The 23546-nt window shown below is 64.6% G+C and carries 26 protein-coding genes; 12 read left to right on the forward strand and 14 right to left on the reverse strand.

The features are described 5' to 3' along the window. The first annotated feature begins 137 nt into the window (after window positions 1-137). From C7455_RS05885 to C7455_RS05900, 4 genes are all read left to right on the forward strand, one after another. On the forward strand, window positions 138-1034 hold the full coding sequence (locus tag C7455_RS05885) for a CPBP family intramembrane glutamic endopeptidase (protein ID WP_109666482.1): 897 nt from the start codon (window positions 138-140) through the stop codon (window positions 1032-1034). 122 nt (window positions 1035-1156) lie between these two features. After that, complete coding sequence (gene accD / locus C7455_RS05890) at window positions 1157-2083, forward strand: acetyl-CoA carboxylase, carboxyltransferase subunit beta (protein WP_109666484.1); 927 nt, start codon at window positions 1157-1159, stop codon at window positions 2081-2083. After that, window positions 2080-3354, forward strand: a complete 1275-nt coding sequence (locus tag C7455_RS05895) for a bifunctional folylpolyglutamate synthase/dihydrofolate synthase (RefSeq protein WP_109666486.1) — start codon at window positions 2080-2082, stop codon at window positions 3352-3354. Before accD ends, C7455_RS05895 begins: the two co-directional genes overlap by 4 nt. A 63-nt stretch (window positions 3355-3417) precedes the next feature. After that, complete coding sequence (locus C7455_RS05900) at window positions 3418-3939, forward strand: hypothetical protein (RefSeq protein ID WP_109666488.1); 522 nt, start codon at window positions 3418-3420, stop codon at window positions 3937-3939. Between the two features lie 33 nt (window positions 3940-3972). Here C7455_RS05900 and C7455_RS05905 read toward each other — a convergent pair whose 3' ends face one another. Further along, window positions 3973-4572 carry a HupE/UreJ family protein gene (locus C7455_RS05905; protein ID WP_109666828.1) on the reverse strand — a complete coding sequence of 200 codons (600 nt, stop codon included), beginning with the start codon at window positions 4570-4572 and terminating at the stop codon, window positions 3973-3975. 228 nt (window positions 4573-4800) lie between these two features. Here C7455_RS05905 and C7455_RS05910 point away from each other — a divergent pair, with 228 nt between their 5' ends. Beyond that, window positions 4801-5664, forward strand: coding sequence for a DUF4394 domain-containing protein (locus tag C7455_RS05910; RefSeq protein ID WP_109666490.1), 864 nt, complete (start codon window positions 4801-4803; stop codon window positions 5662-5664). An 86-nt stretch (window positions 5665-5750) separates the two neighbouring features. On the opposite strand, the gene C7455_RS05915 is transcribed toward C7455_RS05910, so the two are convergent. Both C7455_RS05915 and zapE read right to left on the reverse strand, forming a co-directional pair. Next, complete coding sequence (locus C7455_RS05915; protein WP_109666491.1) at window positions 5751-6371, reverse strand: YdeI/OmpD-associated family protein; 621 nt, start codon at window positions 6369-6371, stop codon at window positions 5751-5753. 72 nt (window positions 6372-6443) lie between these two features. After that, on the reverse strand, window positions 6444-7544 hold the full coding sequence (gene zapE / locus C7455_RS05920; protein WP_109666493.1) for a cell division protein ZapE: 1101 nt from the start codon (window positions 7542-7544) through the stop codon (window positions 6444-6446). Between the two features lie 125 nt (window positions 7545-7669). Between zapE and C7455_RS05925 the strand changes: the two genes are divergently transcribed. Beyond that, window positions 7670-8923: an MFS transporter gene (locus C7455_RS05925; protein WP_109666494.1), complete on the forward strand. Its 1254-nt coding sequence runs from the start codon at window positions 7670-7672 to the stop codon at window positions 8921-8923. Between the two features lie 74 nt (window positions 8924-8997). On the opposite strand, the gene C7455_RS05930 is transcribed toward C7455_RS05925, so the two are convergent. The 4 genes from C7455_RS05930 to C7455_RS05945 all read right to left on the reverse strand — a co-directional run bounded on the left by C7455_RS05930 (window position 8998) and on the right by C7455_RS05945 (window position 12377). After that, a complete protein-coding gene (locus tag C7455_RS05930; protein ID WP_109666496.1) occupies window positions 8998-9909 on the reverse strand; it encodes an ornithine cyclodeaminase family protein in 912 nt (303 codons plus the stop codon). Further along, window positions 9906-10529: an HAD family hydrolase gene (locus tag C7455_RS05935; protein WP_109666498.1), complete on the reverse strand. Its 624-nt coding sequence runs from the start codon at window positions 10527-10529 to the stop codon at window positions 9906-9908. The genes C7455_RS05930 and C7455_RS05935 overlap by 4 nt, the downstream gene beginning before the upstream one ends. Continuing rightward, complete coding sequence (fghA, locus tag C7455_RS05940) at window positions 10526-11365, reverse strand: S-formylglutathione hydrolase (protein ID WP_109666500.1); 840 nt, start codon at window positions 11363-11365, stop codon at window positions 10526-10528. The genes C7455_RS05935 and fghA overlap by 4 nt, the downstream gene beginning before the upstream one ends. Window positions 11366-11426: 61 nt before the next feature. Further along, window positions 11427-12377, reverse strand: a complete 951-nt coding sequence (locus tag C7455_RS05945; protein WP_109666502.1) for an AEC family transporter — start codon at window positions 12375-12377, stop codon at window positions 11427-11429. A 127-nt stretch (window positions 12378-12504) separates the two neighbouring features. Here C7455_RS05945 and C7455_RS05950 point away from each other — a divergent pair, with 127 nt between their 5' ends. Then, a complete protein-coding gene (locus C7455_RS05950) occupies window positions 12505-13122 on the forward strand; it encodes a TetR/AcrR family transcriptional regulator (RefSeq protein WP_109666503.1) in 618 nt (205 codons plus the stop codon). A gap of 107 nt (window positions 13123-13229) precedes the next feature. Here C7455_RS05950 and C7455_RS05955 read toward each other — a convergent pair whose 3' ends face one another. The 6 genes from C7455_RS05955 to C7455_RS05980 are packed head-to-tail and all read right to left on the reverse strand — an operon-like array spanning window position 13230 to window position 17170. Then, entirely contained in the window at window positions 13230-13946 is a 717-nt protein-coding gene (locus C7455_RS05955) for an NYN domain-containing protein (protein WP_109666505.1), read from the reverse strand. Further along, window positions 13936-14382, reverse strand: a complete 447-nt coding sequence (locus C7455_RS05960) for a hypothetical protein (protein WP_146199942.1) — start codon at window positions 14380-14382, stop codon at window positions 13936-13938. The genes C7455_RS05955 and C7455_RS05960 overlap by 11 nt, the downstream gene beginning before the upstream one ends. A gap of 4 nt (window positions 14383-14386) precedes the next feature. After that, entirely contained in the window at window positions 14387-14872 is a 486-nt protein-coding gene (locus C7455_RS05965; protein WP_109666508.1) for a GNAT family N-acetyltransferase, read from the reverse strand. Next, window positions 14866-15555, reverse strand: coding sequence for a hypothetical protein (locus C7455_RS05970; RefSeq protein WP_109666510.1), 690 nt, complete (start codon window positions 15553-15555; stop codon window positions 14866-14868). The genes C7455_RS05965 and C7455_RS05970 overlap by 7 nt, the downstream gene beginning before the upstream one ends. Window positions 15556-15593: 38 nt before the next feature. Continuing rightward, window positions 15594-16013, reverse strand: a complete 420-nt coding sequence (locus tag C7455_RS05975; RefSeq protein WP_146199943.1) for a hypothetical protein — start codon at window positions 16011-16013, stop codon at window positions 15594-15596. 26 nt (window positions 16014-16039) lie between these two features. Next, the gene (locus tag C7455_RS05980) at window positions 16040-17170 is read right to left on the reverse strand and encodes an S-(hydroxymethyl)glutathione dehydrogenase/class III alcohol dehydrogenase (RefSeq protein ID WP_109666514.1); all 1131 of its coding nucleotides are present in this window, start codon (window positions 17168-17170) and stop codon (window positions 16040-16042) included. 79 nt (window positions 17171-17249) lie between these two features. Between C7455_RS05980 and C7455_RS05985 the strand changes: the two genes are divergently transcribed. The 5 genes from C7455_RS05985 to infB all read left to right on the forward strand — a co-directional run bounded on the left by C7455_RS05985 (window position 17250) and on the right by infB (window position 23013). Beyond that, a complete protein-coding gene (locus C7455_RS05985; RefSeq protein ID WP_109666515.1) occupies window positions 17250-17501 on the forward strand; it encodes an I78 family peptidase inhibitor in 252 nt (83 codons plus the stop codon). A gap of 133 nt (window positions 17502-17634) precedes the next feature. Further along, entirely contained in the window at window positions 17635-18219 is a 585-nt protein-coding gene (gene rimP, locus C7455_RS05990; protein WP_109666517.1) for a ribosome maturation factor RimP, read from the forward strand. Between the two features lie 5 nt (window positions 18220-18224). Continuing rightward, a complete protein-coding gene (nusA, locus tag C7455_RS05995) occupies window positions 18225-19862 on the forward strand; it encodes a transcription termination factor NusA (RefSeq protein ID WP_109666518.1) in 1638 nt (545 codons plus the stop codon). Between the two features lie 29 nt (window positions 19863-19891). Then, a complete protein-coding gene (locus C7455_RS06000; protein WP_109666520.1) occupies window positions 19892-20524 on the forward strand; it encodes an RNA-binding protein in 633 nt (210 codons plus the stop codon). Further along, on the forward strand, window positions 20521-23013 hold the full coding sequence (gene infB, locus C7455_RS06005; RefSeq protein ID WP_109666521.1) for a translation initiation factor IF-2: 2493 nt from the start codon (window positions 20521-20523) through the stop codon (window positions 23011-23013). Before C7455_RS06000 ends, infB begins: the two co-directional genes overlap by 4 nt. A 60-nt stretch (window positions 23014-23073) precedes the next feature. On the opposite strand, the gene tspO is transcribed toward infB, so the two are convergent. After that, window positions 23074-23544, reverse strand: a complete 471-nt coding sequence (tspO, locus tag C7455_RS06010) for a tryptophan-rich sensory protein TspO (RefSeq protein ID WP_109666523.1) — start codon at window positions 23542-23544, stop codon at window positions 23074-23076. Window positions 23545-23546 lie beyond the last annotated feature (2 nt).

Genomic DNA, 23546 nt, shown 5'->3' on the forward strand with positions numbered 1-23546 from the left:
TCCCTTTGGCATCTTCATGAAGATCGGCTCGTTTTTTACCGGAATAGACGCGGGCGGCGGGCCAGACAAGCGCGATTGCCGCGCTCCCTCTCGCAGTCTAGACTGACGTCAAGCAAAAGCCGCAAAAGGCAAGATCGATGCAGTATGCCGCTCATTCGGACTTCGTGGCGCCGGCGCGCCTGCGCCCTGCGCTCTGGCGTCTCGGACTTGGCCTGATCCTTGCCAGCGCTGTCTATGGCCTCGGCATCGCGGCCATCTTCGGCCTTCTCGTCGCCGTCAGCGGGCTGGAGGGTGCCACTGCGTGGATGGGGCGCATGGCTGCCGCCGACACGCCCACGGCGACGCTTCTGGTTCTGGCCACCTTCGTGGGCATGGCGCTCGGGCCGATGCTGGCTGCGAAATGGCTGCACCGGCGCCCTGTCGGATCGCTGTTCGGGCCGCGCGCCCGCCTGTTGCGCCACTTCGTCATCGCCGCCGCCATTTGCGCCGTGGCCAACGGCGTGACCGCCCTCATCCCGTCGGGTATCGAGCCGGTGCCCAATCTTGCCCCGGGCCTCTGGGCCGCCTTCCTGCCGCTGGCGCTGGTCAGCATCCTGATCCAGACCGGGGCCGAGGAAATCCTGTTCCGCGGCTATATCCAAAGCCAGCTGGCCGCACGCTTCGCATCGCCGCTGGTCTGGATGGTCCTGCCCTCGGCGCTGTTTGCGGTGCTGCACTACCAGCCCGGCGTCATGGGCGACAATGCTTGGCTGGTGGTGGCGGCGGTGTTCATCTTCGCGCTTTGCGCGGCCGATCTGACCGCGCGCACGGGCACCATCGGCGCGGCCTGGGGGTTCCACTTCGCCAACAACGCGGTCGCGATCCTGTTTCTCGGGCTCGACGGCCCCTTGTCGGGTCTGGCGCTTTATACCGTTCCAATGGACAGCGTGCCCGCCGCCGACCTGCGGCCGATGCTGCTGTCGGGCATGGCGGTCATGCTGGGGATCTGGCTTGCGATCCGCTTCGCCACACGCCGCCGCTTCTCTGTTTCCTAAGTATCCCGGGGGAGACGCGCCCGGAACGGGCGTGGCGGGGGCAGAGCCCCCAAGCCACGATTGCAACCAGCGCCCCGCTCGCTTATCTGCTGCCCTGTCATCGAACGGCGCCGGAGCCCCGCATGAACTGGATCACCAACTACGTCCGTCCCCGGATCAACTCGATCTTCTCGCGCCGCGAGATGCCCGAGAACCTCTGGACCAAATGCGACGAGTGCGGGACCATGCTGTTTCACCGTGAATTGTCGGACGCGCTGAACGTCTGCACCAATTGCGGGCATCACATGGCGATCACGCCCCGCGCCCGCTTCGAGGCGCTGTTCGACAATGGCATTTTCGCCGAGGTCTCGGTGCCCAAACCGATCGATGACCCGCTGAAATTCCGCGACCAGAAGAAATACCCCGACCGCCTGCGCGCCGCCCAGAAAGCCACCGGCGAGGCCGAGGCGATGCTGGTCGCCGAAGGCGAGATCGGGCGCACCCCCGTCGTCGCCGCCGCGCAGGATTTCAGCTTCATGGCCGGGTCCATGGGCATGTATGTCGGCAACGCGATCATTGCGGCCTGCGAACGCGCCGTGACGCTCAAGCGCCCTCTGATCCTGTTCTCCGCCGCCGGTGGCGCGCGCATGCAGGAGGGTATCTTGTCGCTCATGCAGATGCCGCGCTCGACCGTGGCGATCCAGATGCTGAAAGAGGCGGGCCTGCCCTATATCGTCGTGCTGACCCACCCCACAACGGGCGGCGTCACGGCCTCCTACGCGATGCTGGGCGACATCCAGATCGCGGAACCCAATGCGCTGATTTGTTTCGCCGGGCCCCGCGTCATCGAACAGACGATCCGTGAAAAGCTGCCCGAAGGATTCCAGCGCGCGGAGTATCTGCTTGATCACGGCATGCTCGACCGCGTCACGCCGCGCGGTCAGTTGCGAGAGGACCTCATCACCATCACCCGGATGCTGATGGGCCTGCCGCCACCCGTGGCAGGCGACTTGCCCGCCCCCGATGCGCCCGCTGAGGGCAAAACTGACGGGGCGCCGGTCGCACCGTGAGCCTGCCCTCCTCCGCCATCCTGCTTGACAAGATGATGGCGCTGCACCCCAAGGTCATCGACCTGACGCTTGACCGGGTGCACCGCATCCTTGCCGCGCTCGGCCAGCCCGAACGCCGCCTGCCGCCGGTGATCCATGTGGCGGGCACCAATGGCAAGGGCTCCACGCAGGCGATGATCCGCGCCGGGCTGGAGGGGGCGGGGCTGACCTGCCATGCCTATACCTCGCCGCATCTGGCGCGGTTTCACGAACGCATCCGGGTCGCGGGCGACCTGATCGACGAGGGGCGGCTGGTCGCCACGCTGGACCGCTGCCTTGCCGCCAACGGCCCGGACCCGATCACCTTTTTCGAGATCACGACCGCCGCTGGCTTCGTCGCCTTCGCCGAGACACCGGCGGATTATACCTTGCTCGAGGTCGGGCTTGGCGGGCGGCTCGATGCCACCAATGTCGTGGATCGCCCGGCGCTGACGGTGATCACGCCCGTGGACATGGACCACCAGCAATATCTCGGCGACACGCTGGCACAGATCGCCGCGGAAAAGGCCGGGATCATCAAGCGCGGCGTTCGGGTGATCGTGGGCCGCCAGCAAGACGCGGCGCTCGAGGTGATCGAAGCACAGGCCGCGCGGCTTGGCGCACCCGTGATCGCGCATGGCCAGCACTGGCATGTGCGCGCGGAACGCGGGCGGCTGGTGTTCGAGGATGAAACCGGCCTGCTCGATCTGCCGAAACCCGCTTTGCTTGGTGCCCATCAGGTCGAGAATGCCGGGATCGCCCTTGCGGCGCTTCGCGCGCTCGGCCAAGACGAGGCTGCCTGCGAGGCCGCCATGACCCGCGTGTCATGGCCCGCCCGGATGCAGCGCCTGCGCCACGGCCCCTTGGCCGAGGCAGCGCGCGAAGCCGAATTGTGGCTGGACGGCGGGCACAATCCGCATGCCGCCCGGGCCATTGCCGCACTGCTGGCCGACCTGCCCGCGCGGCCCACGCATCTGATCTGCGGGATGCTGAACACCAAGGACGTTACAGGCTACATGATGCCGCTGGCGGGCGTGGCGCAAAGCCTGCGCGCCGTTTCGATCCCTGGTCAGGCGGCGACGCTGTCCGCAGCCGATACCGCTGCCGCTGCGCTTGCGGCGGGCTTGCGCGCGCAAGAGGCGGCAAGCGTCGCCGCGGCCTTGGCCGCCATTCTCGCCGAGACGCCGCAGGCACGCGTGCTGATCTGCGGCTCGCTTTATCTGGCGGGCGAGATTCTGAAGGAAAACGGGTAAGGTTTTCGGCACCTGCAGCCATCGGCCCTTGACGGGCGTGGTTCTACCCCCACACTTTCTTCCATGACCCTGCGCCTCATCGCCCTTGCCGCCGCCGGTCTGCTGACCGCCCATCCCGCCGCTGCGACTGCGCGGTTCCAGTTCTGCTGGATCGGCGCCAACGGCTATACGATGGAAGGCCAGATCGAGTTTCCCGAGGCCTTGCTGGATACCGGGATCATCAACGAAACTCAGGTCACCGGCTTTCGCGTCCAAGGGTTCCATGACGGGCTGCCGGTCGGTTTCTGGTCGCTCGCGATGCTGAAGCCCGAAACCTCATGGCTTTTGCATTTCGACACGCGCAGCCTGCAGTTTCCGACCGGGGGTAGCCGCAGTCAACAGACCTATCAGGAATGGAACGCCAATGGCGAGGTCAATGATTGCGGGGCGGTTGGCGGATTTGGCTTCAACGGCGGCAACTGGGCACAGGATGTCTGCATCGACAACACATGGATCGAGGCAAGCTCGATTGACCCGTTCACGCCCCTGCAGGCCTACCCGATGGACGTGCGCCTGAACTGCGACGCGGTCCTGCCAATCAGCTGACCCCGGCACCCGCCGGGGTCGCTGCTCCTGACCTCAGGCGACACCGAAAAGGAAGGCCGAGCCGACCAACGCAATCGCGCCGCCCGTGCCCCGCACCGCCGTCTTGCCAACCGAGGACTGCGTGAACAGCCCCAGCGCCATGCCTGCGGCATGCAAAAGCGCGGTCGCTACGACGAAACCGGCCGCATAGCCATAGGGCCCGTAGGCCTCAGGCAGTTCGGTGCCATGCGCGTGGCCGTGGAACACCGCGAAGACCCCGACGATCAGAGCGGAAACCCAGACCGGCGCGCGGACAGCCAAGGCGACCAGCAGGCCCAGCACCACGCCCGATAGGGCGATGCCGGCCTCCACCGCAGGCAGCGCAACGCCCATCACGCCCAGCGCGCCGCCGACAACCATGACGACAGGGAACAAGACCGGCAAGATCCACAGCGCCGGACGATCCAGCAGCGCCGCCCACAGGCCGACCGCTACCATCGCCACGACATGGTCAACCCCCATGACCGGATGCACAAACCCGCTGACGAAGCCGGACCCAATCCCATGGCCCGTATGCGCCCCCGCCTGCGCCGCGATCAGCGCAAAGGGAAGGGCAAGCATCAAGGCGCGGCTCGGCACGGAAAACTGGGACATCTGGACCTCCATTACGTCTTTGCACCGACGGTATCCGTCCCCTTTCCGGGGTCAACACCGGCCGGGTGGCCGCGGTCGCACTGCGCTGCAAAACCGCGCGGATCACCTGCCCGTGCCATTTTTTTCGGCGGGTGTGAAACCTTGAACCCTCCGGCACCGTGGTTGATGGCATCGGGGCGCAGCAAGTGCCCCGGCTGACCCGTTGAGACACAAGAAAAGGATGTTCCGATGACCCTCCGCTTTCTGACCGTAGCCGGTGTTCTGGCCCTCGCCTCCGGCCCGACGCTGGCCGACGACCATTCCGGGCCCGCGTTGACGGGCTATGCGCTTGGCAATGGCGGCACCACCCTCCTGGTGATGCCTGACCTCGAGACACCGGGCGAGATCATGGCCCATCCGCTCGCCATGCCGATCGATGCCATCGCCTTTCGCCCGGTCACGGGTGACTTGCTGGGCTACACCAATGGCGCCGTCTACACGATCGACCCCACATCGGGCGCCTTGACCGATCTGGGCGCTGTCGTGATGGACGGCGCGACAGTGGCCGAAGGCGCCATGGTCGGCTTCGACTTCAATAATGCCATCGACGCGGTACGCGTCGTGTCCTCGGCAGGCGACAACCTCGTCTATTTCCCCCAAGGCTTCGGCGACAACGACGACCGCGCCGGATCGCTGCGCCGTTTCACCGATCTGGCCTATGTCGCGGGCGATACCAACGAAGGTGCCGCGCCTATGATCTTTGCCAATGCCTACACCAATGCCATCGTCGGCATGACGGCATCCGGCACGCTGCAATACGCGCTCGATGCCGCCACCGATGCGTTGGTAACGCTGGCCAACAATGACGGGACATTGATGACGGTCGCCCCCGTCACCGTCGACGGCATGGCCGCAGACCTGTCGGTCATGGGCGGGTTCGACATCGTCTCGCCCGAGGAAGGGACCGACATGGCCTATGCGATCTTGCAGATGGAGGGTAGCGACAGCGCGGGCCTTTACAGCATCGAGCTTGCCACCGGGGCCGCAACGCTGCGGGCTGATCTGGGCATGGGCGGGTTCACCGGTTTCGCGGTGTCGATGTCGGGCATGTGAGCCCGGAACTTGCGGCACTGGTTGCCCCCGGTGCCGCAGGCCTTTCCCCCCGTACCGCGCGGGGAGGTTTTTCTGCCCCGGAGGCTTCAGCGCTCCGTCGCGCCCTTCCCATTCAGGATATGCCCCCGCAGCTTGACGATACGCGCCACCCGCGTCTCCGGCCGTTTGGCAGAGGACATCGAGATCACATAGCTCCGCTGCCGCCCCGCCGTGAGCGCGTGAAACGCCTCCGCCAGTTCCGGGTCAGCGTCGAGCATGTCCATCAGATCATCGGGCAGTTCCAGATCCGCGGTTTCCCTCTGCGGCAGGATGCCCGCCTGGGCATATGCACGCGCCTCGTCGAGGTAGGCGCGGATCACTGGCGCCATCGCCGCGACCTGCGCGGACTCGGTGAAGCGCATCATGCCCGCGTGGCGCGTGTTGGGCCCGGCGCGCTCCAGCACGCCCTTGGGGTCCCGCATCAATGCAGGGTTGAAGAAGCTGAGCCGGAAATCCGTCTTTAGGGCGCCAAGGATCACCACGTTGCGGCCGTTCGCCATATAGCAGGGTTGGCCCCATTTCACGGTTTCCATCAGCCCGCCTTCGAGGCAAAGGCGCCGCAGCGCCGCCAGCCCCTCGGCCCAGAGCTGCGTCGCGCAGCCGGACGTGTCGAACCGCGCGCAGCGCCCACAGCCTTTGGCGAAATAAACTTCGACCTCAGTGATCATTGCGGCATCCACCTCCGGCGGATCGTGATGATACCACTAAAGACCCAGAGGCGAAAACCCGGCGGGCGCATCTCAGCCCAGCGCGTCGCGCCCCGCACCCCAATCCGCGCCCTCCATCTCGCGCAAGCGGCTGGCGGTGCGTTCGAATTCGAAACTGCCCGACCCTTCGAGATAAAGCCGTTCCGGCGCATCTTCGGCCGTGCAGATCAGCCGCACATGCCCCTCGTAAAGCGCGTCGATCAGCGTAACGAAACGTTTGGCCTCGTTGAACTTGGTCGCATCAAGCCGGGGGATCCCCTCCAGCACCAGCAGTTTCACCGCGCCCACCAGCGCCAGATAATCGGCAGGCCCAAGCGGCTGGCCGCACAGATCCCAAAACGATGCCCGCGCCATCCCCGCCCAATAGCGCGGCAGACGCACCTCGCGGCCCTTGACCTCAAGGCACAGTTCCTCCTCGCGGGCGCCGGTCAGGTCGCGCCAGATCTCGTTGATCGCGGCTGTAGCCTGCGCCCCCAGCGGCGCGAAATAGACTGGCGATCCGGCCAGCCTGTCTTGCCGGTAATCGGTCATGGCGTCGAGCTGGTCGACCTCCATCCGGTCTTCCAGAAGCTGTATGAATGGCAAGAACAGCTGCCGGTTCAATCCGTCCTTGTAGAGGTCACGGGGCGGCCGGTTCGACGTGGTCACGATCACCACGCCGGCGGCAAAGAGCTTCTCGAACAGGCGGCCCACGATCATCGCATCGGCGATATCGGTGATCTGCATCTCGTCGAAGCACAGCAGTTTGAGGTTCCGCGCGATCCCCTCCGCCACCGGCTTGATCGCGTCATCCACGCCCGTCTTGCGCGCCTCGTGCAGACCCGCCTGCACCTCTTGCATGAAGGCATGGAAATGCACTCGGCGTTTCTCGGTCGTCGGCGCGTGCTGAAAGAACAGGTCCATCAGCATCGACTTGCCGCGTCCGACCCCGCCCCAAAGGTAAAGGCCTTGCTTGCCCTCGGGCAACTCGGGCTTTCGGAACCGCGCAAAGAGGCCGGTCTGCGGCTTCTGCCGCACCTCCAGCCGCTCGCGCAGATCCTCAAGCCGCAAGAGCGCCGCGCGTTGCGCCGGGTCGGGGCGCAACAGGCCCTCGGCCACGCGGGTGTCGTAGATCGCTTGCAGATGCTGTCCCATGGGGCGCGTCCCTACACCCATTCGTGCCGGTCGTTAAGCGGGTGTTGTAGTCCCCATCACAAGCCGTCAATTGACGCGGCTTGCCGCCCGTGCATCTGTGGCCGCGCCACAGGGGACCCGTGCCAATGACCCGACAGGACAGCCTTTTCACGCCGGTGCTGATCGGCGGCTGCATCATCATCGTGCTCAGCTTTGCGGTACGCGCGAGCTTCGGGGTGTTCCAGATCCCCATCGCCGAGGAATTCGGCTGGCTGCGCGCGGAATTCAGCCTCGCCATTGCGATCCAGAACCTCGCCTGGGGGATCGGCCAGCCGATCTTCGGGGCCATCGCCGACCGGTTCGGCAACCGCAAGGCGATCATCCTCGGCGCGCTGCTCTATGCGGCGGGGCTGATCCTGTCGTCCTACGCGGTGACGCCCGGCCAGCACCAGTGGCTCGAAATCCTTGTGGGCTTCGGCATCGCGGGCACGGGGTTCGGCGTGATCCTCGCCATCGTGGGCCGCGCGGCATCGGACAAGAACCGATCCGTCACGCTGGGAATCGCCACGGCGGCAGGGTCAGCCGGTCAGGTCATTGGCGCGCCGTTGGCCGAGGGATTGCTGTCGGTCTTTCCCTGGCAGACCGTGTTCGTGATCTTCGCAGGGATGATCCTCGCCAGCCTCTTTGCCCTGCCGCTGCTGCGTGCGCCGGCGACGGCCCCCAAGCCTGTGACCGAGGAAAGCATGGGCCAGATTGTCGGGAAAGCCATCCGCGATCCGTCCTTTGCGCTTATCTTCATCGGCTTCTTCTCCTGCGGCTACCAGCTCGGCTTCATCACCGCCCATTTCCCCGCCTTCGTGACCGAGCTTTGCGGCCCGATCGACCCCGGCTCTATGCTGCACGGGATCGGCGTCACCACGACCTCGGCCCTTGGCGCAATGGCCATCTCGCTCATCGGGCTGGCCAATATCGTGGGCACGATCACCGCCGGATGGCTCGGCAACCGCTTTCCCAAACGCTATCTACTGGCGCTGATCTACACTGGCCGCACCTTGGCCGCGGGCCTGTTCATCTTGCTGCCCATCACGCCCGAGACGGTCATCGCCTTTTCCATCGTGATGGGCGCGCTCTGGCTTGCCACCGTCCCGCTCACCTCGGGTCTCGTCGGCCATATCTACGGGCTACGCTACATGGGCACGCTTTACGGCCTGGTGTTCTTCTCGCACCAGCTGGGCAGCTTTCTGGGCGTCTGGCTGGGCGGCGCGCTCTATGATGTCTATGGCGATTACACCGCGGTTTGGTGGATCGGTGTCGCCGTGGGCGCGCTCTCGGCCATCGTGCACCTGCCGATCCGGGAAATCCCGCTCAAGGACCGAGCGCCGGCAGCACAACCTGCCTGACATCTTCATCTTTCCACAAATATGCTCCGGGGGAGTGCGAGGGGGCAGACAGCCCCCTCGCCAGCAGAACCCCCTCAGCCCATTCTGTCAAGGATATAGCGTGCCACCATCAGATCGAGATGCGCACCACCGCCGTTCTTGAACAGCGTGATCTCATCGCCAGACCGCCGCGCAAAAGCGCCAGTGCCTAGGTCGTAGTAATCCGCCACCACATCGCCCTCGGTGATCGCGCCACTGGCCAGCGGGATCTTCAACTCCCCGATATGGCCGATGGTCGTCTCCCGGCTGTCGACGAAGATGCGCGCCCGTTGCAAAGCAAGGTCATCTGCCTCGCGCATGTCGGGACGATAGGCCCCGATCAGGTCGAGATGACAGCCCGGGCGCAGCCAGTCACCCGAGATCACCGGATCCGTCGCCATGGTGGCGCAGGTGACGATATCTGCGCCCCGCACGGCGGTCTCCAGATCGCGTACCTGCTCGGTGTCCGGAAAATCCTCGGCCATGCGCGCGGTGCTGACGGGGGTGCGGTTCCAGACCTGAAGTCGCGCGGCCGGAAACGCTGCCGCGTAGGCCTGCCTCAGCGATCGGGCCACGGTGCCCCCACCCACGATCAAGATCACCTCGCTGTCCGGCCGTGCGAGGATGCGCGCCGCGCACAGGCTGTCACCGGCGGTCTTCCACTTGGTCAGCAGGTGGAAATCGACGATCGCCGCGAGCGTCCCGTCCAGATCGGAATAGACCGCCGCTGACCCGTTCACGGCCGGTTTGCCATGCGCCACATTGCCCGGAAAGATCGTCGCCGTCTTGACCAGTTGCCCCAGCCCGTCGATCCAAGCCGCCCGGCTGAGCAGCGTATCCTTGCCGCGGTACAGAAAGATATCCGCGATCTCGGCCCTTGGCCGCCTGTGCCCCGCCTCGATTGCATCGCACAGCGCCAGCCAATCCAGCCGCGCCTCGGCCTCGGGCCCGATCATTTGCACAGTCACCCTTCAACCTCCTCAGGGGTCAACAGACCCGCCACAACCAGTCGCGCCGCCCATCCTTGCGGATGCTCGAACAGATGCGTCTGCCAGCCGCGCGCCTGCGCCGCCGCAATGTTCTCGGGCCTGTCATCGGCAAACAAGAGGGCGCCGGGGGCAAGACCCACGCTCTCTTCCACCGCTGCATAGATGGCGGGATCGGGCTTCATCACACGCATCCGCCCCGAGATGAATTCCCGGTCGAACTCGTTGAGAAAATCGAACTTCGTCTGCGCAAAGGCGTAGCTCTCGACCCCGAAATTCGACAGCGCAAAGACTGGAACCCCTTTGGCCCGAAGCCGCCGCAACAGGCTGACCGAAGGCGCGATCACCGGCTGGATCATCTCGATCCAGCTGTCATGCCAATCCCGGATCTCGACGCTCCATTCCGGGTGGCGTTCGGCCATAGCAGTGACCGTCTCGCGAAACGGTGCGCCAAGGTCGATCTGTTCGTTCATACCCTGCAGATCGACCTCGGCAAACAGCGCCCGGCGCCGCGCCGCACCGATGCGGCGATCATAATGCGCCTCGGGGTTCCAGCCGATCAGCACATTGCCGATGTCGAAGATCACCGCCTCTGGCGTCATTCGCGCACCGCATAAAGCGCCTCGGCATGAAAGGTCACGTGATCCTCGATGAAGCTGGTGACGAAGTAATAGCTGTGATCGTATCCCGGCTGAAACCGCAGCGTCGCATGCTGACGCCGCGCCGCCATCGCCTCGGCCAATGCTTCGGTCTTCAGCAGGTCGCCAAACTGGTCCGCCGTGCCGGTGTCGATCAGGATCGACCCCGGAAAGCCGCGCTCGCGCATCAGCTGGCTCGCGTCATGCGCCTCCCACAAGGCGGTGTTGGGGCCCAGATAGGCGGTGAACTGCTTGCGGCCCCAATCGCTCTCCATCGGGTTGCAGATCGGCGCAAAGGCCGAGACACTGGCGAAACGGTCGGGATGATGCATCGCAATGGTCAGCGCGCCATGCCCGCCCATGGAATGCCCCGTGATCGCCTGCCGCGCCTCGTCCAGCGCAAAGCGGCGGAACAGCGCCTGCGGCAACTCCTCTGTGATGTAGCTCCACATCTGGAAATGCTCGGCCCAAGGGTCCTGCACCGCGTTCAGGTAGAACCCCGCGCCCTGCCCCAGATCATAGGCCGGATCATCCGGCACGCCCGCGCCCCGCGGGCTGGTGTCGGGAAAGACCAGCGCGATGCCCTGCTCTGCAGCCCATTGCTGCGCGCCAGCCTTTTCCATCGCATTGGCGTGGGTGCAGGTCAGTCCCGACAGGTACCACAGCACCGGCACCGGCCCATCCTCCGCCTCGACGGGCAGGAACAGGCCGAATGTCATGTCGGTGCCCGTCGCGTCCGAGGCATGGCGGTAGACGCCTTGCGTGCCGCCAAAACTCCGGTTCTCCGAGATCGTGTCCATGGCGCCCTCCTGTTGTCTCCAGTCAAGGCGTAGCCCGGCACACGCCCCGCCCGCAAGCGGATCAGCCGCCCGGCACGATCCCCGCCATGTCCGAAACCCAGGCGATGACGACCGACACCGTCACGATGCTGAGCGCCGTTGAGATCAGGATCGAAGCCGATACCCGCTGCGGCGCGACGCCGTAATGCTGCGCCAGAATGTAGACATTGCCCGCCACCGGCAGCGAGGCGGCGGCGATCATCACCGCGGCGTCAAACACGGGCACGGGAAACAACAGCAAGGCCGCAAAGGCCACCGCCAAAGGGTGCAGCACCAGCTTGCAAAAACTCAACCAGCCCGCGACCTGCACCCGCTCGGCCGATTTGCCCGCCAGCGAAGCGCCGATGGCAAACAGCGCACCGGGCGTCGCCGCCGCCCCGAGGATGGCGAGAAACTCGTTCACCGGCCCCGGCACCGCCCATCCGGTCGAGGACCACGCCAGCCCCAGCACCATCGACACGATCATCGGGTTCTTCACCAGACCCATGCCCACGGTCTTGAGGATGCCCATCGACATCCGCCCGTCGCGGCTGCCGGTGATCAAGATGACGATGATCGAGGAAAACACGATGAGATCGAGCGACAGTACCATCAGCACCGGACCCGCCGCCGCCTCGCCCATCAGCACGATCAGCATCGGCACGCCCAGAAAGCCGGTGTTGCCGATCACGGCGCATTGCGCCTCGACCGCCGCCTCTTCGATCGACCTTCGGCGCAAGAACGCCACTGCCGTGGCAATCGCGTAGACCACGAAACAACCCCACAGATAGGCCGCCACGAACCACCAGTTGAAGATCTCGGACAGCGACAGGTTCGCGGCAAAGCGGAACAGCATCGCCGACAGCGCGAAATAAAAGACGAACTTGGTCAGGTAGGCCGCCGCCTCGGCGGTGAAGAACCCGCTCCGGCAGGCCTGATAGCCCAGCCCGATCAGCGCAAAGAACGGCAGCGTCTTGAGGAATATCTCGATCATGGATCTTGGCTAGACCGGCCCCAAGCCAGAGTCCATTGCCACAAACGCAACGCCCTGCGGCGCGAAATCCTTGCCCAAACTGAACCGAGTGGTTTACATTGTCAGCAGGGGGCAAGGGGATGACCAGATGAATGCTGAGCCGCAGATCAAGAAAGGTCGCAAGTTCGACCAGGTGATCGAGGGCGCGCGCACCGTCTTCATGCGCGAGGGCTATGAGGGTGCCAGTGTCGACGAGATCGCGCGCGACGCCGGCGTGTCCAAGGCCACGCTCTACAGCTATTTCCCCGACAAGCAGCACCTGTTCCTTGCCGTGCTCGAATCCGAATGCGCCCAGCAGGCCGAGATCGAATTTCTGATGGATGCGGGCGACCTGAGCGTCGAGGAAACGCTGCATGTGATCTGCAAGGCGCTGATGACCTTCATCTTGTCCGACTTCGGACAGGACATGTTCCGTGTCTGCGTCGCCGAGGCGCAGCGCTTTCCCGAGCTTGGCCGCACCTTCTATGAAAGCGGCCCGAAAAAATGGGGTCGCAAGATCGCGCAATATCTCGATAGCCCCAGGGCGCGCGCAGCCCTCAACATCGAGGATACGGCCCTTGCCGCCGACCAACTGGCGCAGCTGTGCCGCGCCGACCTGATGCTCAAGGTGCTCTTCGGGATCGAAAAAGACCCGCCCGAGGCCGAGATCGACCGTGTCGCCTCCGAGGCGGTCAAGACCTTCCTCGCCCGTTACCGGCGCCCCTAGCCTTCACCCGAACATCAAGATCAGCGCGCCCGCCCCTGCTTCTTTGTTTCAAAAATATCCCGGGGGGGTCGCCGCAGGCGACGGGGGCAGAGCCCCCGAACCACGGTTCAATCCAGCCGCCGCACCAGCAACTGGTTGCCCGCGCCCCGCTTGACTTCCAGCATCTTCAGGCTCTGCACCAGATCGCTCAACTTGCGCTTGCCATAGGTCCGCGTGTCGAAATCGGGATTCGCGGCGGTGATGAACTGACCCACCTGTCCCAGCGAATACCAGTCATCATCTTGCTCGATCCCGTCCATGGCGCGAAATATCAGATCGCGCGCCTCGGTCAGGGATTGCTTGTCGGCGGGTTTGTCGGTCGAGGCTTCGGACCTCGGATCGGCGGGCAGGATGTTCTCGACAAAGATGAACCGTTTGCAGGCCTTGCGGAAAGCGTCGGGCGTCTTTTGCTGGCCGATGCCATAGACGTCTAGCCCCTGTTCGCGGATACGCTGCGCCAGCCGGGTAAAATCGCTGTCGGACGATATCAGCACGAAGCCGTCAAAGCGGCCCGAATGCATCAGGTCCATCGCGTCGATCACCAGCGCGATGTCGCTGGCGTTCTTGCCCACGGTGTTGGCCGGCTGGTGATGCGGCACGATGCCGAACTCCGCCTGAACGCCCGACCATCCCTTCATGTGGTTCGAGGAGAAATCGCCGTAGATCCGCCGCACGCTGGCTTCGCCAAGGCTGGCTATCTCGTCGAAGATCGCCTTGGCGTGCTTGTGGCTCGTGTTGTCCGCGTCGATCAGGACCGCCAGAAGCGGTGTCTTGTCAGTTGCCATCGGCGAATACCTCCGGCGCCAGCCTGTCACATCGGGTCCGCCCTTGCCAGAGAGCGCGCACAGCTTCACCGCGCGCAGCGGTCGTGTTGGGAAGATACAGCGTACCGGTGGGGTTCGCCTCGGTCACGTCGGTGTCCCGCAGAACGTGGCCGCAGATCCTGACCACCATCCGGCTTCCCGAAGCCAATTCCGTCATCGCGGCCAGCGTGGCGGCCGCCTCGGGTGCAAGTCGTATGAAGATATCGGTTATGCCACCGCTTTCGGACAGGTCGATCGATTCGATATCCCAAGGCATCAGCGCGGTCTCGCGGCCGATCACCGTGTAGCGCAAGGCCGCATCGGGAGGGTCCATCCGCAACAGCATCTCGCGCGCAGGATCGCTCTGGCCGACGGCCGGCGCGGTGCAAAGCGCGATCAGCGCGGCCAAAAGGCACACCCGGCTAGACAAGGGACCGGTACAGGACGAGTGCATCGACATAGCCTTTCGTCGGATGCAGGAAGGCACCGGGCAGGCGGCCTACCGTGTCAAAGCCTGCGCGGGTCCATGTGTCGATGGCGCGCGTGTTGGTCGAGACGACGAAATTGTACTGCATTGCCCGGTAGCCCTGCGCACGCGCAGTTTTCAACGAATGGGCCAGCATAGCGCGCGCGATACCGCGACCCTGCGCGGCCTCGGCGGTGATGTAGCCGCAATTGCACACATGCGCACCGCCGCCAGCCTGATTGGGGCGCAGGTAATAGGTGCCCAGCGCTTCCCCATCCATTTCGGCGATGAAGGTGGTCTTTTCGGCTGACCGCCAATAGGCGACGGCCTCCTCCGCGGTGATCTGCGGGTCGATGGAATAGGTGTCGCCCGCCCGGAATACGGGGCCCAAAAGCGCCCAGATCGCAGCATCGTCAGCCGGGGTAACGGCACGGATCAGCATGACGGCACCGTTTCCTCCAGGCGGGTCAGCCGCCAGTTCACAAGGGACCCGACCATGATCGGGTACAAGACGACCGACAACAGCGCCAGACCATGCCCTGCCATCAGCAACATCGGCGAGGACACATCCGCCCCATAACGTGCGCCCGATGCCAGCAAGGCCAGCGGCAGACCCACAAGTGGCAGCCAGTAGCCAAGCAGACGCTGCCACGGGCGCTGACCTTTCGCAACCCAGAGGTCCAGCCGCAGTTTCGACGGGTCGAGGGTGGACACCCCGTCGCTGCGCACGATCCCACCGCTGCGCACCATACGGCGGTGGATCCGCGGCATATCGATCTGTCCGAGCGCCACGAAGGTCAGGACGAGGGACAAGGCCGTCGCTGCTGCAGGGCCTGCCAGATGGACGGCGTGGGCACCGGCTTCGGTCATCATCGCCGCGCCCGCAAGGGCAAGATAAAACCCGTTCAACCCGGCGATGGCCAGCACCGCGCGCGCCGTGACCGAGTTTCTTGCACGTCCCGCGACCGCGACCAGAAGCAGCGCGCTCTCCAAAACAAGGGCAAAAATGGCAATCCCGATCATGGTTGCGGGCGCAAGGCCACAGATCAGCGCCAGAATCGGATAGAACATCAAAATCCGGATCAAGGCCCCGATGGACCAGAACCGCAAGTGCGACCAGCCCATCGGGTCCTCAGCCAGAACAACGCGCCGGCTTGGCAAATCTACTTGGTTCCCCCGCCCGACGTCGCGCCACCAGATGACAGCGGGCCGCCGTTGGCGACGACCTCGTCCCAGATGTCGCCCAGCCGGTCGGCAATGACTTCGCGCGCGTCGCTGTCATCGTCGCTGTTGTAGACGACAAGGATGGGTGACACCAAACCGGCCTCGTCCGAACAGATGAACAGGCCGTCCACCACTTCGCCGCGCAGGTCGTAGCCACCCACGGTCCATGTCGACCGACCGGTAAAGCCGGGCATGTTGAACCGCTCGCGGTAGGTGCCGAAGGTCGCCTCCGCATAAGTCATGCAGATTTCGCGGGTGGCGACCGAGTTGAAATCGATCACCGACCAACCTTCGGCCAATGCGCCGCTACCAAGCGTCAGGGAGACACAAAGCCCCCCGAACAATGCCGTTCTTGCCATATGGAAACTCCCTTTTCCGAAAGGCTTCAGTAAATCACCACCGACCGGATCGACTTGCCTTCGTGCATCAGGTCGAAGGCGGTGTTGATCTCGTCGAGGCTCATGGTGTGGGTGATCATGGGATCGATCTCGATCTTGCCGTCCATGTACCAGTCCACGAATTTCGGCACGTCCGTGCGTCCCTTGGCACCGCCGAAGGCCGTGCCTTTCCAGACGCGGCCGGTGACAAGCTGGAAGGGGCGCGTGGAAATTTCGGCCCCAGCGGGTGCCACGCCGATGACGACCGACACGCCCCAGCCGCGGTGCGAACATTCCAGCGCGTCGCGCATCACCTTGACGTTGCCGGTGGCGTCGAAGGAATAATCCACCCCCCCGATCTGGTCGATGCCGCGCTTGGTCAGGTTCACGATCTCCTGCACCACGGTGCCTTCGATCTTGGAGGGGTTGACGAAATGCGTCATCCCGAACTTGCGCGCCATCTCTTCCTTGCCATCGTTCAGGTCGACGCCGATGATCATGTCGGCGCCCGCCATCCGCAGGCCCTGGATCACGTTCAGCCCGATGCCGCCAAGACCGAACACGGCCGCCGTCGATCCGATCTCGACGCCGGCAGTGTTGATGACGGCGCCGATGCCGGTCGTCACCCCGCAGCCGATGTAGCAGATCTTGTCGAAGGGCGCGTCGTCGCGCACCTTGGCCAGCGCGATTTCGGGCATCACGGTGTGATTGGCGAAGGTCGAACAGCCCATGTAATGATAGATCGGCGTGCCATCGAGCATGGAAAACCGCGTGGTGCCATCGGGCATCAGGCCCTGCCCTTGGGTATTGCGGATCGCGGTGCACAGGTTGGTCTTGCCCGACAGGCACGAATAGCACTGCCGGCATTCCGGCGTGTAGAGCGGGATGACGTGATCGCCGGGTTTCAGGGTCGTGACACCCTCGCCCACCTCGATCACCACGCCCGCGCCCTCATGGCCGAGGATGGCCGGAAACAGCCCCTCGGGGTCGGCACCCGAGCGGGTGAATTCATCGGTGTGGCAGATGCCTGTCGCCTTGATCTCGACCAGCACTTCGCCAGCCTTGGGGCCTTCAAGATTGACCTCCATGATTTCCAGAGGCTTGCCCGCTTCCAGTGCGACGGCGGCGCGAGTGCGCATGCTGTAATCCCTTCCTGACGTCTTGTTTTGCCCTGACCTTGTGACAATCTGATGGGCGTTGCAACGGAGGATAGCCGCCATGAGACCGATGATCGCCCTTGCTCTCGCCCTGCTGCCTGCCTGCGTGCAGGCCCAGTCTGATGATGCTTGTGGCGCGGCCGGATTTCAGGGGTTGATCGGCCAGACGGGTCAGATCGCCCGCCTGCTGGAGTTGGCACAGCCCGCGCGCGTGATCGGGCCGGGGGACATGGTGACGATGGATTACCGACCCGACCGGATCAACTTCGAGATCGACGATCACGACCGCATTGCGGTGGTGCGTTGCGGGTGACTTGCGCCCGCTGCTGATTCCCCCTATATCGCCTTCAACAGCGGCGCCCCCGGGTCCACACCGGATGGCACCACCGGACAAGTTCGACGGGCCGCGCGGCCCGTTTTTTTGTTTTAAAGGACCAGCTTCCGCCATGTCGGACCTGATCGCAAAGACCGCCATCGACCGGCGCATGGCCGAAATCCTGACCCCCGTGATCGAGGGGATGGGGTTCGAGCTTGTGCGCATCCGCCTGATGGGCGGGCAGACCAAGACGCTCCAGATCATGGCCGAACGCCCCGGTGGCGGGATCGAGGTCGATGAATGTGCCCAGATCTCCACCGCCGTCAGCGCGGTTCTGGATGTCGAGGACCCGCTGGAAGACGCCTATACGCTTGAGGTTTCCAGCCCGGGCATCGACCGGCCGCTGACCCGCCTCAAGGATTTCGAGACTTTCGAGGGCTACGAGACCCGCATCGAAACGACCGAGATGATCGACGGCCGCCGCCGCTTCAAGGGCGTTCTGGCCGGTATCGAGGGCGACGAGGTGCTGCTCAACATCGAGGAAGGCGGCGACACGGTCACCGTCGGCCTGCATTACGATTGGCTCTCGGATGCCAAGCTTGTCCTGACCGACGAGTTGATCCGCGAGATGCTTAAGACCCGCAAGGCGGCGGGCTTCATCGACGAAACCCAATTTGACGATATCGAGGAAGAGCCCTCGGAGGCGGAGGAGTAACGACCATGGCGATCACATCGGCCAACCAGCTTGAATTGTTGCAGACCGCCGAGGCGGTCGCCCGCGAAAAGATGATCGACCCGATCCTCGTGATCGAGGCGATGGAAGAGAGCCTCGCGCGCGCCGCCAAGTCGCGCTACGGCGCTGACCTCGACATCCGCGTGTCGATCGACCGCAAGACCGGCCGGGCGCGGTTCACCCGCGTGCGCACCGTGGTCGAGGATGATCTGGTCGAGAACGAGAAGGCCGAACTGACTGTCGCTCAGGCCAAGCCGTATCTGGACGAGCCCAAGATCGGCGACACCATCGTCGACGAGATCCCGCCGGTGGAACTGGGCCGGATCGCCGCGCAATCGGCCAAGCAGGTGATCTTGCAAAAGGTCCGCGAAGCCGAGCGTGACCGTCAATACGAGGAATTCCGCGACCGCGCGGGCACCATCATCAACGGCGTCGTCAAGCGCGAGGAATACGGCAACATCATCGTCGATGTCGGTCGGGGCGAGGGCGTTCTGCGCCGCAACGAAAAGATCGGCCGCGAGGCCTATCGCAATGGCGACCGCATCCGCTGCTACATCAAGGATGTGCGCCGCGAGGCGCGCGGCCCGCAGATCTTCCTGTCGCGCACCGCGCCGGAATTCATGGCCGAGCTGTTCAAGATGGAAGTGCCCGAGATCTATGACGGCATCATCGAGATCAAGGCCGTCGCCCGCGACCCCGGTTCGCGCGCCAAGATCGGTGTCATCTCCTACGATTCGTCCATCGACCCTGTCGGCGCCTGCGTCGGGATGCGCGGCAGCCGCGTGCAGGCGGTGGTGAACGAGCTTCAGGGCGAAAAGATCGACATCATTCCGTGGAACGAGGACCCGGCGACCTTCCTCGTGAACGCGTTGCAGCCTGCCGAAGTCACCAAGGTGGTGATCGACGAAGACGCGAATCGAATCGAGGTCGTGGTGCCCGACGAACAACTGTCGCTGGCGATCGGTCGGCGCGGCCAGAACGTGCGTCTGGCCAGCCAGCTCACCGGCCTCGACATCGACATCCTGACCGAGGAAGAGGAATCCAAGCGCCGTCAGGCCGAGTTCGAGGAACGCACCCGGCTGTTCATGGACACACTGGACCTTGACGAGTTCTTTGCCCAGCTTCTGGTCGCCGAAGGCTTCACCTCGCTCGAGGAAGTGGCCTATGTCGATCTGGATGAACTGCTGACCATAGACGGCGTCGATGATGGCACGGCAGGCGAGTTGCAGGCCCGCGCCCGCGACTATCTGGAAGAGCAGAACAAGAAGGCGCTGCAAAAGGCCCGCGATCTGGGCGTCGAGGATGCGCTGGTTGAATTCGACGGCCTGACGCCCCAGATGCTGGTCGCGCTGGCCGAAGACGGTGTGAAGACGCTGGAAGACTTCGCCACCTGCGCGGATTGGGAACTGGCCGGCGGCTGGACCACCGTGGATGGCGCGCGCGTCAAGGATACCGGACTGCTCGAAGCCTTCAACGTGTCGCTGGAAGAGGCTCAGAACATGGTGATGACCGCCCGCGTCAAGCTGGGCTGGGTGTCGATCGAAGAGCTTGAAGCGCAGGCCGCCGCCGAGTCGGCCGGTGGCGACGATGATGACGCGGACGACGACGAGGAGGCGGAGGGCTGAGGCCCTCCCCCAAGGGAGACGCGCAGGACATGAGCCGGGGCGGAGCACAAAAGGACCGGGACGACGGACCGGAACGGCGCTGCATCGCGACCGGCGAGGTTCAACCCAAACACGGGCTGATCCGCTTCGTGGTCAGCCCCGACGGAATGGTTGTGCCCGATCTGGGCGAAAAACTTCCGGGCCGCGGCATATGGGTGGCGTCCGAGCGCAGCGCGCTTGAGTTGGCGGTAAAGAAGAACCTGTTTTCGCGCGCCGCGAAAAAGCCTGTGACCCTGCCCGATGGCCTCGTCGATCTGGTCGAGGCGGGGCTTGCCCGGCGCCTGACCGACATGATCGCCCTCAGCCGCAAGGCGGGCGAGGCGGTGGCGGGTTTCGAGAAGGTGAAGGACTGGCTGGCGACCCGCAGGATCGGTGTTTTGCTGCAGGCAACCGACGGGTCCGAGCGTGGGAAATCGAAGCTGTGGACCCCTACTGGCGCCCGCTACTTTAGTGTCCTGACGGCCCGGGAATTGGGTTTGGCATTCGGTCGCCAAAGTGTGATACATGGCGCGCTTGCCGCTGGTGGTCTGGCCCCTCGTGTTGTAGAGGGGGCCGCAAAACTGCAAGGCCTGCGCAAGGCAGACGGCGGACATACCGCCGAGAAGGACGAACGGAACGCATGAGCGACACGGACGGAAAGAAACCCCTTGGCCTCTCTGGTGGCGCGCGGTCAGGCCGCGTGAGCCAGAGCTTCTCGCGCGGACGCACCAAAAGCGTCGTGGTCGAGACCAAGCGCAAGCGCGTTGTGGTGCCCAAGCCGGCACCGCAATCTGCAGCGGCGCAAAATGCCGAGGGTGGCAAGCGTGAAAAATCCCTGCCCGACGCAGAACTCGAACGCCGCCTGAAGGCACTTCAGAACGCCCGCGCCCGCGAGGTCGAGGACGAGGCGAAGCGTCAGCAAGACGAGAAGGACCGCGAGGAAGAGCGGAACCGCCGCCGTGCCGAGGCCGAAGCCAAGGAGCGCGAAGAACGCGAGCGCGAAGAAGCCCTGCGCGCCAAGGAAGAAGAAGACGCCCGGCGTCTGGTGGAGGAAGAAGCGCGCCGCAATGCGCCCAAGGAAACCCCGCCCAGCGACCCCGCAGCCGTCGAGGCCGCAGTTGCGGCTGGCCCCGCCTCGCGCGGCGCCAGCAAGCCCTTGCCGCAAGCACCCCGTCGCAAGACCGAGGAAGAAGATCGTGGCGCCAAGCGCGCCACGGAGCGTGACAGCGAACGCCGGTCCGGAAAGCTGACCGTCAGCCAGGCGCTGACCGGCGGCGAGGGTGGTCGGACCCGCAGCTTGGCGGCGATGAAGCGCAAGCAGGAACGCGCCCGTCAAAAGGCGATGGGTGGTCAGCAGGACCGCGAAAAGATCATGCGCGACGTGCAATTGCCCGAAACCATCGTGGTCTCGGAACTGGCCAATCGTATGGCCGAGCGCGTGGCAGACGTGGTCAAGGCGCTGATGCGCAACGGCCTGATGGTAACCCAGAACCAGGTGATCGACGCGGATACGGCGGAACTGATCATCGAGGATTTCGGTCACCGCGTGCAGCGCGTGTCGGATGCCGATGTCGAAGATGTCATCGACACCATCGACGACAAGCCCGAAGACATGAAGCCCCGTCCGCCCGTGATCACGATCATGGGCCACGTAGACCACGGCAAGACCTCACTGCTCGACCGTATCCGCAAGGCCAATGTCGTGGCGGGCGAGGCAGGCGGCATCACGCAGCATATCGGCGCCTATCAGGTGACGACCGAAAGCGGCGCGAAGCTGAGCTTCCTCGACACGCCCGGCCACGCGGCCTTTACCTCGATGCGGGCGCGCGGTGCCAATGTGACCGATATCGTTGTGCTGGTGGTCGCCGCCGATGACGCTGTGATGCCGCAGACTATCGAGGCGATCAATCACGCCAAGGCCGCCAAAGTGCCGATGATCGTGGCGATCAACAAGATCGACAAATATGAGGCCAATCCCAACAAGGTGCGGACCGATCTTCTGCAGCACGAGGTCGTGGTCGAAAAGATGTCCGGCGACGTGCAGGACGTCGAGGTTTCTGCCGTAACCGGTCAGGGCCTGCCCGAACTGCTGGAGGCCATCGCGCTTCAGGCGGAAATCCTCGAGCTCAAGGCCAATCCCGACCGCCCGGCTGAGGGTGCGGTGATCGAGGCGCAGCTGGACGTGGGCCGCGGGCCCGTGGCCACGGTGCTGGTCCAGAAGGGCACGCTGCGCCAAGGCGACATCTTTGTCGTGGGCGAACAGTGGGGCAAGGTCCGCGCGATGGAGAATGACCGCGGCGAACGCATAAAGGAAGCCGGACCTTCGGTTCCCGTCGAGGTTCTGGGCCTGAACGGCACGCCCGAAGCGGGCGACGTGCTCAACGTGGTCGAGACCGAGGCGCAAGCGCGCGAAATCGCGGAGTATCGCCATCAGGCGTCCAAGGACAAACGCGCCGCGGCGGGTGCCGCCACCACGCTCGATCAGCTTCTGGCCAAGGCCAAGGCCGATAAGAACGTGGCGGAACTGCCCATCGTCATGAAGGCGGATGTGCAGGGTTCGGCCGAAGCCATCGTTCAGGCGGTGGAAAAGATCGGCAACGACGAGGTGCGCGTGCGCGTGCTGCACTTCGGGGTCGGCGCCATCACCGAATCCGACGTCACGCTGGCCGAAGCCTCGGGCGCTCCGGTCATCGGCTTCAACGTCCGCGCCAATGCGCCCGCGCGCAGTGCCGCGAACCAGAAAGGCGTAGAAATCCGGTACTATTCCGTGATCTACGACCTGGTCGATGACATCAAAGCCGCAGCCTCGGGCCTTCTGGGCGCCGAGATCCGCGAGAACTTCATCGGCTATGCCGAGATCCGCGAAGTCTTCAAGGTGTCGGGCGTCGGCAATGTCGCAGGCTGCTTGGTCACCGAAGGCGTCGCGCGCCGGTCCGCCGGTGTGCGCCTGTTGCGCGACAACGTCGTGGTCCACGAAGGCACGCTCAAGACGCTCAAGCGCTTCAAGGACGAGGTCAAGGAAGTGCAGTCCGGTCAGGAATGCGGCATGGCCTTCGAGAATTACGAGGATATCCGCAAAGGCGATGTCATCGAGATTTTCGAACGCGAATCGGTGGAACGCTCGCTGGCGTGACAGGCCGGTTCAGGAAATGCGAAAGGGCGCCCGTTTCGGCGCCCTTTTTCGTTTGCGGGATCATTCGGCCGGTTGGACGGCGTTCGGGTTGCGCATCCAGACGCTGCCGTTCAGCGCGCCCGCGACGGAAACCCAGATCAGATAGGGCACGAACAAAGCCCCCGCGATCCAGTCGAGCTGCAGGAAGGTCACCGTCGTACCCGCCACGGCGATCCAGAGGCCTATCATCACGACGAACCCGGCCTTGATGCGGCGCAGACCAAAGAAAACGGGGGTCCAAAGGGTGTTGAACGCGATCTGCATCGCCCAGAACGCCATCGCATGGGCGCTGCCTTCAAGCGGCGCGACGCGCGCGGCGGCCACGGCCGACGAGATATAGAGCGTCGTCCACACAACCGGAAACACCCAGTTCGGTGGCGTCCACGGCGGTTTCGACAGGGCGCGATACCACTCGCCCGGCATGAACATCGAGCCGGTCGTGGCCGCAGCCCCGCAGGCGGCGAGAAAAATCGCGAATAAACCCCAATCCATAT

This window comes from Roseicyclus mahoneyensis (assembly GCF_003148775.1).
GTDB classification, from domain to species: domain Bacteria; phylum Pseudomonadota; class Alphaproteobacteria; order Rhodobacterales; family Rhodobacteraceae; genus Roseicyclus; species Roseicyclus mahoneyensis.